The organism is Caldifermentibacillus hisashii, assembly GCF_039654145.1.
Taxonomy (GTDB): domain Bacteria; phylum Bacillota; class Bacilli; order Bacillales; family Caldibacillaceae; genus Caldifermentibacillus; species Caldifermentibacillus hisashii.
The window spans coordinates 440,638-456,976 of record NZ_CP155467.1 but is presented as its reverse complement, the minus strand read 5'-3'; the positions used below and the strand labels follow the sequence as shown (position 1 = coordinate 456,976).

At 37.8% G+C, this 16,339-nt stretch carries 12 protein-coding genes; 5 read left to right on the top strand and 7 right to left on the bottom strand.

Annotation, left to right across the window (positions count from 1 at the left end; all coding sequences use genetic code 11):
• The first annotated feature begins 187 nt into the window (after positions 1-187).
• Complete coding sequence (locus NSQ14_RS02235) at positions 188-484, top strand: WXG100 family type VII secretion target (RefSeq protein WP_346206931.1); 297 nt, start codon at positions 188-190, stop codon at positions 482-484.
• 438 nt (positions 485-922) lie between these two features.
• On the opposite strand, the gene NSQ14_RS02230 is transcribed toward NSQ14_RS02235, so the two are convergent.
• The 5 genes from NSQ14_RS02230 to NSQ14_RS02210 form a co-directional block, all read right to left on the bottom strand.
• Positions 923-4,177 carry a type I restriction endonuclease subunit R gene (locus tag NSQ14_RS02230; RefSeq protein WP_346206930.1) on the bottom strand — a complete coding sequence of 1,085 codons (3,255 nt, stop codon included), beginning with the start codon at positions 4,175-4,177 and terminating at the stop codon, positions 923-925.
• Positions 4,178-4,196: 19 nt separating this feature from the next.
• Positions 4,197-5,435, bottom strand: a complete 1,239-nt coding sequence (locus tag NSQ14_RS02225) for a restriction endonuclease subunit S (protein ID WP_346206929.1) — start codon at positions 5,433-5,435, stop codon at positions 4,197-4,199.
• The gene (locus NSQ14_RS02220) at positions 5,425-6,945 is read right to left on the bottom strand and encodes a class I SAM-dependent DNA methyltransferase (protein WP_346206928.1); all 1,521 of its coding nucleotides are present in this window, start codon (positions 6,943-6,945) and stop codon (positions 5,425-5,427) included. The genes NSQ14_RS02225 and NSQ14_RS02220 overlap by 11 nt, the downstream gene beginning before the upstream one ends.
• Before the next feature lie 22 nt (positions 6,946-6,967).
• On the bottom strand, positions 6,968-7,564 hold the full coding sequence (locus tag NSQ14_RS02215) for a helix-turn-helix domain-containing protein (RefSeq protein ID WP_227139319.1): 597 nt from the start codon (positions 7,562-7,564) through the stop codon (positions 6,968-6,970).
• Positions 7,565-7,704: 140 nt separating this feature from the next.
• Complete coding sequence (locus tag NSQ14_RS02210; RefSeq protein ID WP_052480344.1) at positions 7,705-8,298, bottom strand: DUF4352 domain-containing protein; 594 nt, start codon at positions 8,296-8,298, stop codon at positions 7,705-7,707.
• A gap of 392 nt (positions 8,299-8,690) precedes the next feature.
• Between NSQ14_RS02210 and murB the strand changes: the two genes are divergently transcribed.
• The 4 genes from murB (at position 8,691) to NSQ14_RS02190 (ending at position 12,865) form a co-directional block, all read left to right on the top strand.
• On the top strand, positions 8,691-9,611 hold the full coding sequence (gene murB / locus NSQ14_RS02205; protein WP_346216819.1) for a UDP-N-acetylmuramate dehydrogenase: 921 nt from the start codon (positions 8,691-8,693) through the stop codon (positions 9,609-9,611).
• A 170-nt stretch (positions 9,612-9,781) separates the two neighbouring features.
• On the top strand, positions 9,782-10,915 hold the full coding sequence (locus tag NSQ14_RS02200; protein WP_041845501.1) for a DUF418 domain-containing protein: 1,134 nt from the start codon (positions 9,782-9,784) through the stop codon (positions 10,913-10,915).
• A gap of 223 nt (positions 10,916-11,138) precedes the next feature.
• On the top strand, positions 11,139-12,263 hold the full coding sequence (locus NSQ14_RS02195; protein WP_346216818.1) for a sensor histidine kinase: 1,125 nt from the start codon (positions 11,139-11,141) through the stop codon (positions 12,261-12,263).
• Positions 12,260-12,865, top strand: a complete 606-nt coding sequence (locus NSQ14_RS02190) for a response regulator transcription factor (protein ID WP_034767617.1) — start codon at positions 12,260-12,262, stop codon at positions 12,863-12,865. The genes NSQ14_RS02195 and NSQ14_RS02190 overlap by 4 nt, the downstream gene beginning before the upstream one ends.
• A gap of 218 nt (positions 12,866-13,083) precedes the next feature.
• Here the strand turns inward: NSQ14_RS02190 and panF are convergent, their stop codons facing one another.
• Together panF and NSQ14_RS02180 are read right to left on the bottom strand one after the other, a co-directional pair.
• Entirely contained in the window at positions 13,084-14,535 is a 1,452-nt protein-coding gene (gene panF / locus NSQ14_RS02185) for a sodium/pantothenate symporter (protein ID WP_346216817.1), read from the bottom strand.
• A complete protein-coding gene (locus NSQ14_RS02180; RefSeq protein ID WP_227139323.1) occupies positions 14,535-14,840 on the bottom strand; it encodes a YhdT family protein in 306 nt (101 codons plus the stop codon). Before NSQ14_RS02180 ends, panF begins: the two co-directional genes overlap by 1 nt.
• Between the last annotated feature and the right edge of the window lie 1,499 nt (positions 14,841-16,339).

Sequence of the window (16,339 nt, the reverse complement as noted above, 5' to 3'; positions counted from 1 at the left end):
ACTTTATGTATAATACTATATTCAGTAATCGAATTTTCCATATTAGGCCCTAATAATTTACAAACAACCCATACTAATATTGAAAATTTTTTCAATTTAGTATATGATTATAGTATATTTTTTAACGGAAAATAAGGAAAACCACGTGTATCGAATCTATTGCGATATGCCCTTAAGGAGGTAAAAAATGGTGCGTTCCATTTCGGTAGATCCTGCAAAACTTGAATCAACAGCAGCAAAATTCGATCGACATTCTTTTGAATATGAAAGAATCTATGTATCCCTATACAGCGAGGTTGATCGAATGGGTGTTGTATGGCAAGGACAAGATAACTTAGATTTTGTTAACCAAATTAAAGGATTTATGGACGATCTTCAAGAAATGACACAAAGTATGAAGCAGTACTCAGAGATTTTGAAAAAAACTGCAAAAACATACCGGAATACCCAAAAGGAAATTATTTCGGCTGCAAAACTAGGTTAGTTTAGGGTGGGCTTCATTCCCCCAGATTTAACAGGGTGCCTATTGCTTCTTGCATAGAATCGTGATTAGCCGCTATGAATAGTTATTAGGTCCTTTGCATTTATAAACACAGCCTTAACTTTTTTTCATAGCACCGGTTCCTGCATAAAAAAAGGAGGCCGTTATCTCCTATCTCCTTCTTTATTTACTAAACCCAATTTTGCGCAATTGGACCATTCACTACCTGATCGTATAAGGAGCGAATGGTGCTGTTGTTTTTCATTCTGTTTAATTCTGAATTTTATTAAAATTATTTTGCAAAATAAGAATCCTACAACCGCTCCTTTTATCATCACTTTTCCACCAACCCTACTGCTTTTACCATGCATAAAAAAAAGCAGAAGAATTTCCGGAAAAAATTTTCTTCTGCTAACATTCGAATGGTTCTTTTTCTATTTACTATTTATAATCTGGTGATGTTTCGGCCACATTCCCCAATTCCAAATCAATTTCCCTTGGATCGGTATGTCCGGCCATTAATTCGGCTTGCTTCATGACGATTTCGAGGGCCGTTTTTGCTTGTTTTGGCGGGTAGTCGTACTTTTTCAATAATCTTTTAATAATTCTTCTCATCCCGGCTTGTGCGCTTTTTCGGACGCTCCAGTCAATCGTGATGTTTTGTTTAATAGCATTCGTCAGTTCTTGAGCTATTTTCTTTAATGTTTCATCATCCATAAATTGTTTGACAATATTGTCTGCTGTTAAGGCATCATAGAAAGCAATTTCGTCTTCATTTAAGCCTAAATCTTTTTCTTCTTCTCGGGCCTTCTTAAATTCTTTTGCCATTTTAATTAATTCTTCAATGACTTCCGCATTGGTGATGGCTTGATTGCGATACTTATTAATCGCCTTTTTCAATTTCTCGGAAAACTTTTCGGACTTAACAAGATTGCGTTTTTCCATCACTTTTAAATTACCTTCAAGAAGCTTTTTCAACATTTCAACGGCTAAGTTTTTATATTTTAGCCCGCGAACTTCTTGTAAAAATTCTTCAGATAATAAGGAAACATTTTCCGGTCGTTCTAGTCCTAACGCATCGAATACATCAATAACATCTTCTGATAAAATCGACCGTTGCAGCATTTGATTCACTCTTGTTTCGATTTCTTTTTTGGAATTTTTCTGGACTTTTCTCTCGCCCAGTTTGGCTAAACTTGCTTTTACAGCTTTAAAATAACTGACTTCAAGGGCCGCTGCTTTTCCTTCTTCGGTTGCGGCACAGAGGGCATGGGCTTTCGCTGCTTCTAAAGCAAATTGTTTAAATTCTTTCTGTTCCTTTTCGGGTAATCCAAGGACAAAGTTCATCCCACCCGTAATTGCCCGCATTCGATCTTTTTGGGAGTTCCCCATAAAATCAGAGTAATCAAAGCCATGAAACATTGCACGTAATATTTCCAGTTTTTCTTGCATGACCTGAACCGCTGCACTCGTATCGATCCCGGTATTTTCTTTATCACTGTCGGTATACTGTTTCAATGCTTTTTTCAGACTTTCTAAAATTCCAATATAGTCAACCACAACGCCACCCGGTTTGTCTTTAAATACCCGATTCACGCGGGCAATGGCTTGCATTAATGTGTGACCTTTCATCGGTTTATCAATATACATCGTGTGCATAGATGGCACGTCAAATCCGGTTAGCCACATATCCCGAACAATAACAAGTTTCAATTCATCATTCGGGTCTTTCATCCGTTTTGCCAATGTATCACGGCGTTGCTTTCCACCAATATGTTCTTGCAAACGTTCTTCATCGGCGGCACTACCGGTCATAACGACTTTAATAACCCCTTTATTCACATCATCATTATGCCAACTAGGCCGGAGTTTAATAATTTCATCATAGAGATCAACGCAAATCCGACGACTCATACAGACAATCATCGCTTTTCCGTCAATCGTCTTCTGTTTTTCTTCAAAATGCTCAACAATATCCTTTGCAAGCTGCTTGATGCGATTAGGCGAACCAACAACCGCCTCAAGCCGGGACCATTTCGTTTTATATTTTTCCCGAACGTTTTCTTCTTGCCCTTCCGTGATTTCTTCAAATTCATCGTCAATCTTTTTCAGTTCTTCATCATCAGTTTCAACTTTAATGACGCGGTTTTCATAAAAAATTTTTACCGTTGCTTCATCTTCCACCGCTCTTGTCATATCATAAATGTCAATGTAGTTCCCGAAAACAGCCGGTGTAGATTTATCATCAAATTCAATCGGTGTTCCGGTAAAACCAATAAACGAAGCATTGGGGAGTGCATCCCGTAAATATTTGGCATACCCGTATTTCAAATCACCGGTTTTGCTGTTAGTTTTTGCTTCAAATCCGTACTGGCTACGGTGGGCTTCATCGGCAATAATAATCACATTCCGCCGATCAGTTAAAACCGGCATTTCCCCTTCTTCAGGTTGGAATTTTTGAATCGTTGTAAAAATAATCCCGCCCGATTCCCGTTCATTTAATAGATCGTATAAGCCGTTGATTTCTTTTGCATTACTTTTCGCTTGTTGTTTCTTTTGTTCTTCTGTGAGTCTACGAACATCCGCTTGTTTCGGTGTTTGCCTTAATATATCTACGGATTTGGCAAATGTTGAATAGAGTTGATCATCCAGGTCATTACGGTCAGTTATCACAACGATGGTCGGATTATTTAATTCTTTAACAAGATATGCTGTATAAAAAACCATCGTAAAACTTTTTCCTGATCCTTGTGTATGCCAAACGACCCCGATTTTCCGGTCACCTTTGGCTGATGTAGCAATTTTTGTATTTTCCACCGCTTTTTTGACGGCAAAATATTGATGGTAGGCAGCCATGATTTTAATAATCGTTTTCTTGTCACCTATTTTATTTCCAGCTGCATCGTACTCGGTTTCTTTTGATTCTTGGAAAAGGATAAAGTTTTGGATAATATCAAGGAATCGGCTTTTTTCTAACATTCCGCGAATCATAACCTCATATTGCGGAACATCTAGAGATGCCACATTAACCCCGTCAACACTCCTCCAATTCATAAACCGTTCTTCGTTCGATGTAATCGTTCCGGTTTTCGCATTAATCCCATCAGATAAAATACAAAACGTATTATAATAGAAAAGCGATGGGATATCTTGCTTGTACGTTTGGATTTGATTGTAGGCTTGTTCAATCCCAACATTTTCATCAGTGGTTGATTTCAGCTCAATAACGACAAGCGGCAAACCGTTAACAAAGATGAGGACATCCGGCCGTCGATTTTCATTTTCGATAATGGTAAATTGATTAACTACGAGAAAGTCATTACGTTCCGGATGTTCAAAGTCAATAATGATCGCTTTTTCGGTTTTGATCCCACCATTCTTATGAAAAGACACATCTACGCCTTCTGTTAAAAGTTTATGGAAATGCCGGTTGTTTTCGATAAGAGAAGGGCTATTAAAAGTAATGACCCGCCGATATACATCTTCAATGGCATCCGGCGGCAAATCCCGATTTAGTTTGTAAAGCGTATCACGAAGTCTCCCCTCTAAAATTACTTCCCGATAATCTTTCCGCTCAGGTCTTGGCCCATCCACACTAAGATCCGGACCAAAGGCATATTCATAGTCCATTTCCTGTAAAGTTTCGATAACTGCTTTCTCTAGCGAATCTTCGGTAAAATTTTCAAAATGTGTCAACGGGGAATCCCCCTTTCCATTATTTTTCCTCCTCAACAGGCACACGAATCTCCCCGGACATGAGTTTTGGGAGGAGGGTGTCTCTAATTTTTTGTATTCTGATATTTTGTTGTGAATTTAAGATCATTTTCTCTAGAAGTGGAAATATTACATTATTAAATTTTTTTCTAATTTCTATTGGTGGTTGAGCTAACAGCATTTCTCCTAATCCTCCTTCCCAAACAGCATAGGGAATTGTAGATCCTATGGAAGATTGATCTGCATAACTAATCGTTGATGGCATATTTAGCAATAGTAAATTATAAGATATGTCTTCTAAGGACTTTGAACGTAATACAAATGTTGTAGTACGTGTGACCCCTCTAAAAGGAGCTAAATTAACTCTATGAAAATATACTCTCATTGCACCAATTAAAATATCATATTTTTCAAATAAAATTAAGCTACTCTTTGCCTCCTTATATGATTTGTATGAATTTAATATGAGCTTTTTTATCGGCATCGTATCAATTGGAACATACTTTCTATTATTTAGTTGCTCTCCAGGTTTAGTGCTATTTTTTATAAATTCAATGATTTCCTTTAATTTAACTACTCTCCACCCCTTAGGTATCATCCCCAGTTCACTTTCAACCATTTCCCCGCCACTGGATTTATACGGTTCACTATTTTCATTTGGAAATTCAAAGTCCACAAACCAATGTTTAAAAATCGCCTGAGCCATTTCTTCTAGCTTTTTGTTAATTTCGTTGTTGATTCCTATTTTTTGATCTAAAGATGCCAAGATATTAGCAACTGCAATTTGTTCCTTTATCGTTGGTAATTCAATTTCAAGCTTACCAATTACACTAGGTTTTATAGATGGATATGTTGATGTACTTGTCTCTGCAACAGCTTGTAAATATTGAGTAATTTGATCTTGAATCAAAAATCTATAAAGATATTCTGGATATACCTTGCTTTTATCCGGTGTGATAACAGCAAAACCAGTTGAAGCAATCATATTTTCAATTGGTTTATGAATAATACCATAATGTTTTTGATTTGGTCTTACAGTAGAGATTAGAATGTCATGTTCCTTCACTATTCTTTTTGCCCTACTTGGTATCCTATCTACATTTACATCTAAACGTTGTAAGTCAGATATGGTACCTTCTGTTAAATTTGATGTATCTAAGTAATTAATAAATTGATAATTATCATTTTTAGAAAGGGTATTTTTATTTATTTCACATAATTCATGAATTTTATATTTCAAACCCAATCTCCCCTAGGTTCTTCCGGATTTCTTCTTCTAATCGGCGGGATTCTTTAAATAGTTCACCTAGTTCACTTGTCAATTGTTCCATTTTTTCTTCAAACGGGATGCCATCGTCTTCCGCTTCTTCAATGCCGACATAGCGGCCCGGTGTGAGGACATAGTCATTTTCGCGGACTTCATCAATGCTAGCAGCTTTACAGAAACCTTGGACATCTTCATATTTTCCGTCACGATTACGCCAATTATGGTACGTATCCGCAATTTTGGCAATATCTTTGTCGCTTAATTCCCGGTGGCGGCGGTCGACCATTTCGCCAAGATTTCGTGCGTCAATGAACAAGATTTCTTTTGCCCGTTTGCGATATTTTCCATGTTCTTTTTTATTTCGGTTGAGAATCCAGAGAGAAACCGGAATCCCTGTCGAATAAAATAACCGATCCGGCATGGCGACAATACAATCCACCAAATCTGCATTGATAATATTTTTTCGAATTTCTCCTTCATTAGAAGTGTTCGAACTTAAGGACCCGTTGGCAAGGACCGTTCCTGCCACGCCATTTGGGGCTAAGTGATAAATCATATGCTCGAGCCAAGCAAAGTTCGCATTGCCTTCCGGTGGGATACCAAAAGCCCAACGAACATCATCGGTTAATTTATCGCCACCCCAGTCACTCACATTAAACGGTGGATTGGCTAAAATGTAATCGGCTTTCAACGTCCGGTGTAAGTCATTATGGAATGTATCCGCATGGCTTTCTCCAAGATCCGCTTCTAATCCGCGAATGGCTAAATTCATCCGGCACAGTTTCCAAGTCGTTGAATTCAGTTCTTGACCATATATGGACAAATTATTGATTTTCCCGCGATGTTCTTCCACAAATTTTTGACTTTGGACAAACATCCCGCCGCTTCCACAAGCCGGGTCATAGATGCGACCTTCATACGGTTCGATCATTTCAACCAATGTTTTAACCACACTTGTCGGTGTATAGAATTCCCCGCCGCCTTTTCCTTCTGCGCTGGCAAATTTGCCTAAAAAATATTCGTATACTCGACCGAGTAAATCTTGTTCATTTTGATCATGTAATTTAATCGTAGAAATCAGGTCAATGAGCTCACCTAACCGGCGTTTATCAAGTTCCGGGCGGGCGTACCGTTTATCAAGCACCCCTTTTAAGGTCGGATTTTCTTTTTCAATTAAAATCATCGCATCATCAATGAATTGCCCGATTTTCACATCTTTCGCACGGTCTTTAATGAAATCCCAACGTGCTTCTTTCGGGACCCAGAAAATATTTTCTGCTTCATACTCGTCGCGATCCTCTTCAAAGCCCGCTCCTTCATCTACCAGTTCTTGATACTTTGTTTCAAATTTATCTGATATGTATTTTAAGAAAAGCAGACCTAAAACCACATGCTTATATTCAGCGGAATCCATGCTGCCACGTAATTTGTCTGCTGCTTTCCATAATGTCTCTTCAAATCCTACGTTTGCGGTTGTTGCCATATTTGTCCGTTCCCTCCAACATTCAATGATTGTAGTCATCAAAAACTTCAAAAATCTCACGTTCAAATTCTTCTTGCTCCGGATCACTATTAATCCACTCCGGTAACACTTCTAAATAATGGGCTAAAGCTTCAATCGTTTTATGGAAAATCGCTTCATGTTGTGCTTTCTCCAGTAGTTCAACAATTAAAGCGTACGTATCCATATACGGATTTTCATCAATAATATCAATGACCTGCTTAAATCGTTCTACTAGTTTCGCTTTTTCAATGGCACGCTCGATCGTGTTTAGCTCTTCTTTATCATAAACAGGTACTTTCACTAAGTAATCGGACTCTTCATCAACGCGAAACTCTTCTTTTTGTCGTTCAACAATTGGCTTTAAGTCTTGTTTTAACTTTTCTTTTTGGATTTCTAGTTTATCAATATCCGTTAATTCTTTTGTAAAATAGCTTCGATTGATGCCGAATAACCCTTCTAGTACCGGTAAATATTTTTTGGGAATGTTTTGCTTTCCTTTAATCCATAAATTGATGTTTTGTTTTTTGATTCCTAACTTTTCCGCTAATTCAATATGTTGGACTTGATATAAGCTGAGAATATATTCGAGGCCATTCAATCTTTCACCCCACAAACTATTGTCCTAGTCAATATGTCTTTATTATACAAGCTTTAAATAGGCTTTACAATGTGGGGGGATGAATATTTTGGGTAATTAAGAGGAAATGGCTAGGGGCGATTATGCCCCTCATTGTATCTTTATTTAAGTTGAATCGTTTCATAATCGCCGCCAGCAAAACCAAAGCCACTGGAAACTTCTAAAGAGAAATTGTTTGCATCACTTGGCAGTTCAAATACAAGTTTTCCAGTTTTTGAGATTCCCGGATTGATATCTTGTAAGAAAAAATCGGCAAAATCTCCCAATACCATCATGACGTCCGTATCCGTTGTCGGCTCGAATTCTCTTCCTTGATTGTCTTTGATTTTAAACATGCTGCTATCGACCATTCTTGTTTCTTTATCGTTATTAAATGCTTCAATATCAATGACAACAAACTGTCCGTCCGTTGTTGCAGGTTCAATATATTCATTATCAGATTTTAATTCATTCGTTGTTTCAACGTTTGAAACGGTGTAAGCAAGTTTACCAACTTCAACTTTTTCACCAATCGCATGGACTTTCTTTTCCTCTTTCTGATCAGTATTTTTCACCTCAGAATCTACTTTTGATGAGGCGGTAGTTGAATTATTGCCTTTCGTAGAGTCTCCATCATCACCCATCAAAGCCCCAATGACACCAAGTATAATGAATATACCAACTACCCACAAAATGAATTTTCCTATTTTTTTCATAAGTTCTCCTCCTAATTCACTTTTTAATTTATTGTCCTAGACAATATTTACTTTACACAATTTTATTGTCTCAGTCAATATTTTTCATTTATTAAGGACGCTCTATAGTTGCATAAATTAATCCCTCGAATATTATTGGAATTAAAATTAGGCAAATTTTATTTTATGTTCATTTTTAAAAGGGATGGTCCAGCCGGAAAGTGATACCAGTTGTAGATAAGTCGGTTTTTTACTTAACATACCCGGGAAAATGATATATTTTCTTTTGTCAGTTACTAATATTTATGCCCTATTGCGAATTCATCTTTTTCCACGTAATATAAATAAGAGTGACGATAATTTTTAGCGCTCCATTTTTATTTTTTTACTTACCCAAAAAAAGGAATGACTCGATGATGAAGACTGGAATTTACAATCGTTTATTAGATATCCTTGATGAAAAACATATTGCTTGTGACGAATATTTGCGAAAACATACGTATACAAAATTAGGTGGCAAGGCAGATTTTTTTGTAACCCCGGATCAATATGAACAAGTACAAAAGGTTGTTAGGCTATGCCATGGTGAAAATATCCCGTTAACTTTGATCGGGAATGGCTCAAATGTAATTGTTCGGGACGGCGGGATCCGTGGTGTTGTTCTTTCTTTGGCAAACTTAAATAAAATTACGGCAACAGGTAAAAAGATCATCGCTCAAAGTGGCGCTTCAATCATTGATACTTCAAGAAAAGCTTTGGAAGCACACTTAACCGGTTTGGAATTTGCCTGTGGGATCCCCGGAACGGTTGGCGGTGCGGTGTTTATGAATGCCGGTGCATATGGCGGGGAAATGAAAGACGTTCTCGAAAGTTGTCTTGTTGTGGATAAACATGGTGAGATAGTTAAACGGGACGCCAAGGACTTGGATCTCAGCTATCGTCACAGTAATATTTCTGAAAATGGTGATTTTGTTTTAGAGGCGACTTTTCAATTAAAAGAAGGAAATTATGAAGAAATTAAAGCCGTTATGGATGATTTAACATTTAAGCGTGAGTCGAAACAGCCGCTCGAGTATCCATCTTGTGGCAGTGTCTTTAAACGGCCGCCGGGGTATTTTGCCGGAAAGTTAATCCAAGACAGTGGTTTACAAGGAACGCGAATTGGCGGTGCAGAAGTATCGAAAAAACATGCCGGTTTTATTGTTAATATTAATAATGCAACGGCAACTGAGTATATTTCGTTAATCGAACATGTTCAAAAAACCGTGAAGGAAAAATTCGGCGTTTCTTTGGAACGAGAAGTGCGTATTATTGGGGAAGATTTAAAGAAATAAACTTTTTCACCATATCTGAGAAAAAAACCGGATGCATAAGTTGCTGTCCGGTTTTTTATTTGCAATATGACACATGTCATTAAAACAGTCCTGATTCCTGTGAATACCGCTACTTTCCTTTCGCATCTATAATAAAAGCAACTTATGACGAAAGGGGACTGAACGGACATATGTCAGAAAAAAGAATTCGCTTACTGGATATACTGAGAGGTTTTGCAGTGCTTGGTACACTTGGAACAAATATTTGGATTTTTGCTCACTTAGGGGATTTGTCCTATATATTTACATTTGATCACTATTGGTGGACTTCCTTTCAAGATTTTATTAGAATTTTAGTATTATTTTTCGTGAATGGAAAAATGCTCGGTTTATTAACGATAATGTTTGGTGTAGGACTTGAATTAAAATACCGGCAATCATTAAAAAATAACACAGCTTGGCCAGGGTTGTATATTTGGACTTCTATAATTTTAATAACAGAAGGCTTCATCCATTTTATATTGGTGATGGAATACGATATTTTAATGAGTTATGGTATTGCTGCGATTATTGTTGCATGGATTGTAAAACGAGGAGACCGGGTAATTTCGAAAGCGATGAAAATGATTGGCGGTTTTCATGCAACAATCATGCTATCTCTTTTAATCATCGGGGTTTATTTTGGTTCATCTGCGAATATATCATTAGGTGAAATGAGTGGTATCGTGTCACTTTATAAAGATGGAAGCTGGTTCGAGCAGATACAATATCGGTTCATGAATTTTATTTTGCTTAGAATTGAGGTTTTATTTGTGATTCCTATGAATATTTTTCTTTTCTTATTAGGCGTACGGCTAATGAGAGCAGGTTTCTTTGCGCCAGATGACCAAGGGAAGAAAAAACGGGAGAAATTATTTAAACTCGGTTTTTATATAGGATTGCCATTGAATTTACTTTATTTTGTTCCAGGTGGTGTGTTTGATTTTCCAATTCGTTATTTATTTGCTCCTATCTTGTCTTTAGGATATTTAGCACTCATTTCAAAAGTCTTTGAAAGAACAGCACAGTTTTGGTTATGGAATAAACTCGAAAAGGTCGGAAGAATGTCATTAAGCTGTTATGTGATGCAAAATTTAATTTGTTCGATTCTATTTTACGGATGGGGATTTGGATTAGGAAATAAAGTTGACTCAGTAACGATTGTTTTAATATGGTTCCTTATTACGTCTTTCCAAATTGGATTTGCTTCCTTGTGGTTGCAAAAATTTAAACTAGGGCCCATGGAAACAACAAGAAAAAATATAGTAAGTTTTATTCGGCAGTAATTATAGCAGAGATAGAGGAAACCCTACATTTAGTAAGGGATGGGAAAACTACACAGGTTTACAGACAATCAAAAACCCCCGAAAGACAAAAAAGGATTAGCATCCAAATAGATTTTATCAGATATCTACAATAACTTCATTTGGTGAACCACAAAAATTGTATATGATGGTTATCTTTTATAAAAATGGACTTTTTCAGTGCGAACGAGAAGAGGTGTTTTGCATGACTTTTAAAAAGCTATACCCTATTGATCAAGTAGAAAAATATCTAATTATTGATATAGTTGCAATTGTTTTCTTAATCTATAAAGTTATAAAAACAGAAAGCAGCCTTGGTCTTTCGGGAAAGCTTTTGCTCATCTCCATTGTGTTATTATCTCACTATGTTTGTTTATGGTATCGAGATTGGCGTTTGCTTGTAGGTTGTTTTTCCGGGTTCGGTAGTCTTGTCATTTTAGGAGTTTTCCTACAAAAGTGGCTGCTTTTATATGGGTTTATTTATGCCGATCTGTTAGGAAGGGCAAAACGCAAAATCTATATTGGTATAGGGATGGTTGGAATTGTCATGGTGTATTGCTTATTTAATTGGCTGACTGATGGACATCCCTTCCTTTTTGCCAACTCGATGTTACTTCCTTTTATGATTGTCCAACTATTTATTCCATTTGTCGTTTATACAAAGGAAAAGGCAAAGGCTCTTCAAGGAAAGCTCGATACAGCAAATGCTCAGCTGGAACGTTATATACAAGAAGAGGAAAGGCATCGGATTGCCAGAGACCTTCATGATACACTTGGTCAAACATTAACAATGATTAAGCTTAAAAGCGAACTGACGATAAAATTAGTAGAAACAGATGCAAAACAAGCGAAGGAAGAGATGAAAGATATTCTGAACTCTTCTCGATTTGCGCTAAAACAAATAAGAGAACTGGTGACAGATATGAATTTTGTTTCACTGGAGAAGGAGATTGAAGAATCAAAAAAGATTTTACAAACAGTCGGGATCGAATTAACGATTGTGGAGAAAGAAAAACTTCCTTTATTATCAAGTGTCACGGAAACGATGCTGGCACTTTCTCTACGGGAATCAATTACAAATATAATAAAACATAGTCAAGCAAAGCATTGTATGATTACAAAATATTATCAAGATAAAATGTATCATATTCAAATATGGGATGATGGAAACGGTGATTTAAAAAAGGGATATGGGAATGGCATCCGGTCGATACAAGAACGAATGGAAAAGCTGAACGGTACGGCTGAAGTGAATGGTTCTTTGAATAAAGGTGTTTCCATCACTTTAAAAGTTCCGGTTCATACAAATGAAGGAGGAAATGCCATATGATACGAGTGATCATTGCAGAAGATCAGAAAATGCTTCGTGGTGCACTCACTTCTTTATTAAAATTGGAAAATGACATTGAAGTCCTAGCAGAAGTATCCGATGGGAAAGCAGCTTGGGAGGCAATTCAGAGATATGAACCAGACGTCTGTTTACTTGATATTGAAATTCCATCAATAACGGGTCTTGAATTAGCTGAAAAACTTAGACATGCGGGAAGCACATGCAAAATTATTATTGTAACAACTTTTGCGCGCCCAGGCTATTTACAAAAGGCGATGGATGCAAAAGTGGAAGGCTATTTGTTAAAAGATGAACCGATTGATTATTTAATCGAAGCTATTCGGAAAGTAATGAATGGCGAACGTGTAATCAGTACAGACTTAGCTGCGACCCTTTTTATAAAACAAGAAAACCCTTTAACCGATCGTGAAATTGAAGTATTAAGAATGGCTAAGGAAGGAAAGACGACGCATGACATTGGTAAAACGCTATTTCTAACAAATGGAACCGTTAGAAACTATTTTTCTTCCGCCATTCAAAAGCTTGAAGTCGAATCAAGACAGCAAGCAATTGAAAAAGCACGTGAAAATGGGTGGATATAATTTTTAGCACTAAAAAGCCGATTTTTTATAATCCGAGCGCTCAAAGTATAATATTTTGTACCGTAGTAATGCGATATCTATCAGGGTCCTAATAATCTTTTTTTAATGAAGTGAAGTTTCAAGGTCCTGTCCTTCGATGCCAAAACCGGAAAACCCGTGAATGTAAAACATTAACATTCTCAGGGTTTTCGTTTGGTGAACTTTTTTATCTGCTGTGTCTAATCAACCTGCTTTAATGGCTTGTACACAATTTTTTTATCTGTAAAAATACTGGCAACAACAAAGGTGATTAGTGACAGTACGACCGGCATGACAACTGTATGCATACCGAATGCGTTCGGGTAATACGTATGAAATAAAATATAAGAACTAACGCCGACAATCATGGACCAAATGGCACCGTAGCGATTGCCTTTTTTCCAATATAGCCCTAAAATCACCGGCCAAATAAACGCTGCCTCCAATCCCCCAAAGGAAAATAAGTTCAGCCAAATAAGAAAGTCCGGTGGTGATAATGCCATAAAGAAAACGATAACTCCCAGCACAGCCGTTACGGTATAGCTGATTTTCCGAATTGTCCGTTCTTGCGCATCCCGGTTGATGTAGCTTAAGTATATATCTTTAACAACTGCAGAGCTGACCATAATTAGGAGCGCATTCACCGTTGAGATAATCGCTGCCATTGGTGCGGCAAGAACAACACCGGCTAATACGGGCGGTAAAACTTCCATCGCAATTGTAGGCATCACCGTATCACCTACAGCAATATTCGGATTAATGGCACGTGCAAACACTCCAATTAAATGCATTCCGAGCATAATAATACCGACAAAAACAGTACTGATGATGATGGCTTGATGCATCGCTTTTGCATTTTTATACGACATTGCCCGGACAGCAATTTGCGGCAAGCCAACGACCCCGACACCAACCAATATCCAATAAGAAGACACATATAACGGACTTAATTCCCCATTTGCGCCAAACGGACTAATCAGGTCCGGATCAATGGCAACAAGTTTTTCCATAATATTCGTTACCCCACCACCTGCAATAATCGTCGCCACCAGTAAAATCAATGTTCCAAAAAACATCACCGCACCTAAAATCGTGTCTGTTAAGGCAACCGCACGGAATCCCCCGACAACAACATAAATCATGACGGAAAGGGCAAAAATCAATAATGCTAACCAGTACGGTATATCGAGCAGTGATTCTATCAATCTTGCACCACCGACCCATTGTGCTGCCATTGATGAAAACAGGAAAATAATAATGCTAAGTGCAGCCAATAGTCCGACAAGTTCACTTTGATAACGACTTTTTAAAAAATCAATTAAAGTTACTGAATGATATTGCCTGGCAACGATGGCAAATTTTTTTCCAAGAATCATCAGGACAAAATAGCCTGCAGGAAGTTGGGCCATCGATAAAAGAACCCAACCGAGGCCGGTGGAATATGCTACGCCCGGACCGCCGATAAAGCTGCTGGCACTTCCGTAAGTTGCCATCATCGTCATGGCTAGTATAAATCCGCCCATATTACGGCTACCGAGAAAATATTCGTGGAGAAACGAATCAGATTGGCTGACATATTTATTCGTCCACATTCCAACAAAGAATATGATAAAAAGAAAAAATAATAGCGGTAATAAAATCCCCAAACTCATCATAATCCCCCTTTATTTGCTTCCTCAGCTGATTGTTCCTCTTCATCAAAGGGGACTTCTTTAAAAAGTACTTTTACGACAAATGTAATAAGAATGGACATTATGATTAAGCCGCCAATGCAACTGTAGAAAAACCAGGCGGGGAATCCAAGTATGTATGTATATTCGGTTGGTGAACCTTTCGAAAGACCATAAGCGAAACCAAACCACCAAAGAAAATTAATAACTACGAGCCCCACACCTATCCATGCCTCTCTTTTCGCTACTTTAAAACGTGGATCTTTTGAAAACATTTTATCTTCCATTCAATGCACCTTCCAAATTAATTCAATTTGCCGTTCACGCTATAGTTTACCTCTATCATAAACATCGGGCAACAAGTTTATCAACCTTGTTGCCCGACGTGTTTGGCGATATTTTTTTGAAGCTGGTTTTGTTCTTGTGAGGTGGTGCTTCTGGGGTCTCGTTTTGGGAGGACGGTTCACCTTATTTTTCTGTTGCTGCTTTATCCGCTAGAGATATGGGACACTTTTCCCTAATTTTTCTCTCATATTGGCTTTTCTATGGGACATTTTCATTAATTTTCAGATGGGTTTTGTCCTATAGATAGCTGATTGTTCGTTTCTATGAGACAGTTTGGCTTACCTTTCAACCAAATTTGTCCCATACAGCCGGGCTATGAGACATTTTTGTTCCATTTTTTGATGGTTTTGTCCCATAGGCAGCAATTCGGACAATCCTATGGGACAGTTTGGCTTATTTTTCAATTAATTTTGTCCCATACAGCCGGGCTATGAGACAGTTCTGTTCCAACTTTTGATGGTTTTGTCCCATAGACCGCGAGTCGGGCAAGCCTATGGGACAGTTTGGCTTATTTTTCAACTAATTTTGTCCCATACAGCCGGGCTATGAGACAGTTCTGTTCCAACTTTTGATGGTTTTGTCCCATAGACCGCGAGTCGGGCAAGCCTATGGGACAGTTTGGCTTATTTTTCAACTAATTTTGTCCCATATAGCCGCTCTATGAGACAGTTCTGTTCCAACTTTTGATGGTTTTGTCCCATAGACAGCTATTTGGACAATCCTATGGGACAGTTCAGACTATTTTCCAACTAATTTTGTCCCATATAGCCGCTCTATGAGACATTTCTACTCCAATTTTTGATGGTTTTGTCCCATAGACAGCTATTTGGACAATCCTATGGGACAGTTCAGACTATTTTCCAACTAATTTTGTCCCTTACAGCCGTTCTATGAGACATTTCTACTCCAATTTTTGATGGTTTTGTCTCATAGGCAGCAATTCGGACAATCCTATGGGACAGTTTGGCTTATTTTTCAATTAATTTTGTCCCATACAGCCGTTCTATGAGACAGTTCTGTTCCAACTTTTGATGGTTTTGTCCCATAGACCGCGAGTCGGGCAAGCCTATGGGACAGTTTAGCTTATTTTTCAACTAATTTTGTCCCATACAGCCGCTCTATGAGACAGTTCTGTTCCATTTTTTGATGGTTTTGTCCCATAGACAGCTATTTGGACAATCCTATGGGACAGTTCAGACTATTTTCCAACTAATTTTGTCCCATACAGCCGCTCTATGAGACAGTTCTGTTCCATTTTTTGATGGTTTTGTCCCATAGACAGCTATTTGGACAATCCTATGGGACAGTTTGGCTTATTTTTCAACTAATTTTGTCCCATACAGCCGTTCTATGAGACAGTTCTGTTCCAACTTTTGATGGTTTTGTCCCATAGACCGCGAGTCGGGCAAGCCTATGGGACAGTTTGGCTTATTTTTCAACT